Below are 1,184 nucleotides of genomic sequence, written 5' to 3'. Positions count from 1 at the left end.
CGCCGCGCAGCTGCTCGCCGACGGACTCCAGCGCGGTCAGGCGGTCGCGATCCTCGGCACGACCTCGGTCGCCTATGCACTCGCCTATTTGGGTGCGATCCGTGCAGGGGGTTGCGCCGCGCCGCTCACCACCAGTGCGACGCCGCGCCAGCTCGCCAACATGCTGGCGGATTCGGGGGCGATCCATCTGTTCATCGACCGCGAGAAGCGTGCCGAGCTGACCGCCAGTGGCGTCGATCTGGGCAGTGCGCACCACATCATGCTCGACGCGGCGGACGGCGATGCGCCCGCCATGGACAGCTGGATGGCTGCGGCGGGCAGCACTCCCGACATAGCGCCGCCCGAGCCGGGCGATCCGTTCAACATTATCTATTCGAGCGGCACCACCGGCACGCCCAAGGGCATCGTCCATTCGCATGCCATGCGCTGGCGGCAATCGGTCGCGGGCTTCCAATCAATCTACAGCGAGGACGCGCGCGCGATCCTCTCCACCCCGCTCTATTCGAACACGACGCTGGCCGTGTTCCTGCCGACGATGGTGCATGGCGGGCTCGCCCGGCTGATGGGCAAGTTCGATGTCGGCCAGTGGCTCAAGGCGGCCGAGGCGATGCGCGCGACGCACACGATGCTGGTGCCGGTGCAATATCAGCGGCTGCTCTCGGACCCCGCCTTCGATGCGCATGATCTCTCCTCGATGCAGATCAAGTTCTGCACCAGCGCCCCGTTCAGTGCCGAGCTGAAGGCCGAGGCGCTGCGCCGCTTCCCCGGCGGGCTGGTCGAGATCTACGGCATGACCGAAGGCGGCGTCGTCTGCATGCTCCAGGCGCACAATTTTCCCGACAAGCTCCATACCGTGGGCCAGCCGGTCAAGGGCCACGAGATCAAGGTCATCGACGAGAACGGTAACGAACTTCCCCCCGGCTCCAAGGGCGAGATGGTGGGCCGATCGCCGACGATGATGAGCGGTTACAAGAACCAGCCCGACAAGACGCGCGAGATGGAATGGCGCGATGCCGACGGGAATCTCTGGTTCAAGATGGGCGATATCGGCATCATGGACGAGGACGGGTTCGTCCAGATCGTCGGCCGCGCCAAGGACATGATCATCTCTGGCGGGTTCAACATCTATCCCAAGGATCTCGAAGAGGTGCTGATGCAGCAGCCGGGCGTGGCCGATGCGGCGG

At 65.5% G+C, this 1,184-nt stretch carries 1 protein-coding gene; it reads left to right on the top strand.

Annotated elements, in window-relative coordinates; all coding sequences use genetic code 11:
• Positions 1–1,184, top strand: a 1,184-nt coding sequence (locus AX735_RS21560; protein ID WP_066284653.1) for a class I adenylate-forming enzyme family protein, incomplete at both ends; no start/stop codon positions are given.

The organism is Blastomonas sp. CCH1-A6 (genome assembly GCF_001556365.1).
In the GTDB taxonomy this organism is placed as follows: domain Bacteria; phylum Pseudomonadota; class Alphaproteobacteria; order Sphingomonadales; family Sphingomonadaceae; genus Blastomonas; species Blastomonas ursincola.
This window is presented reverse-complemented; position numbering and strand designations above follow the sequence as displayed.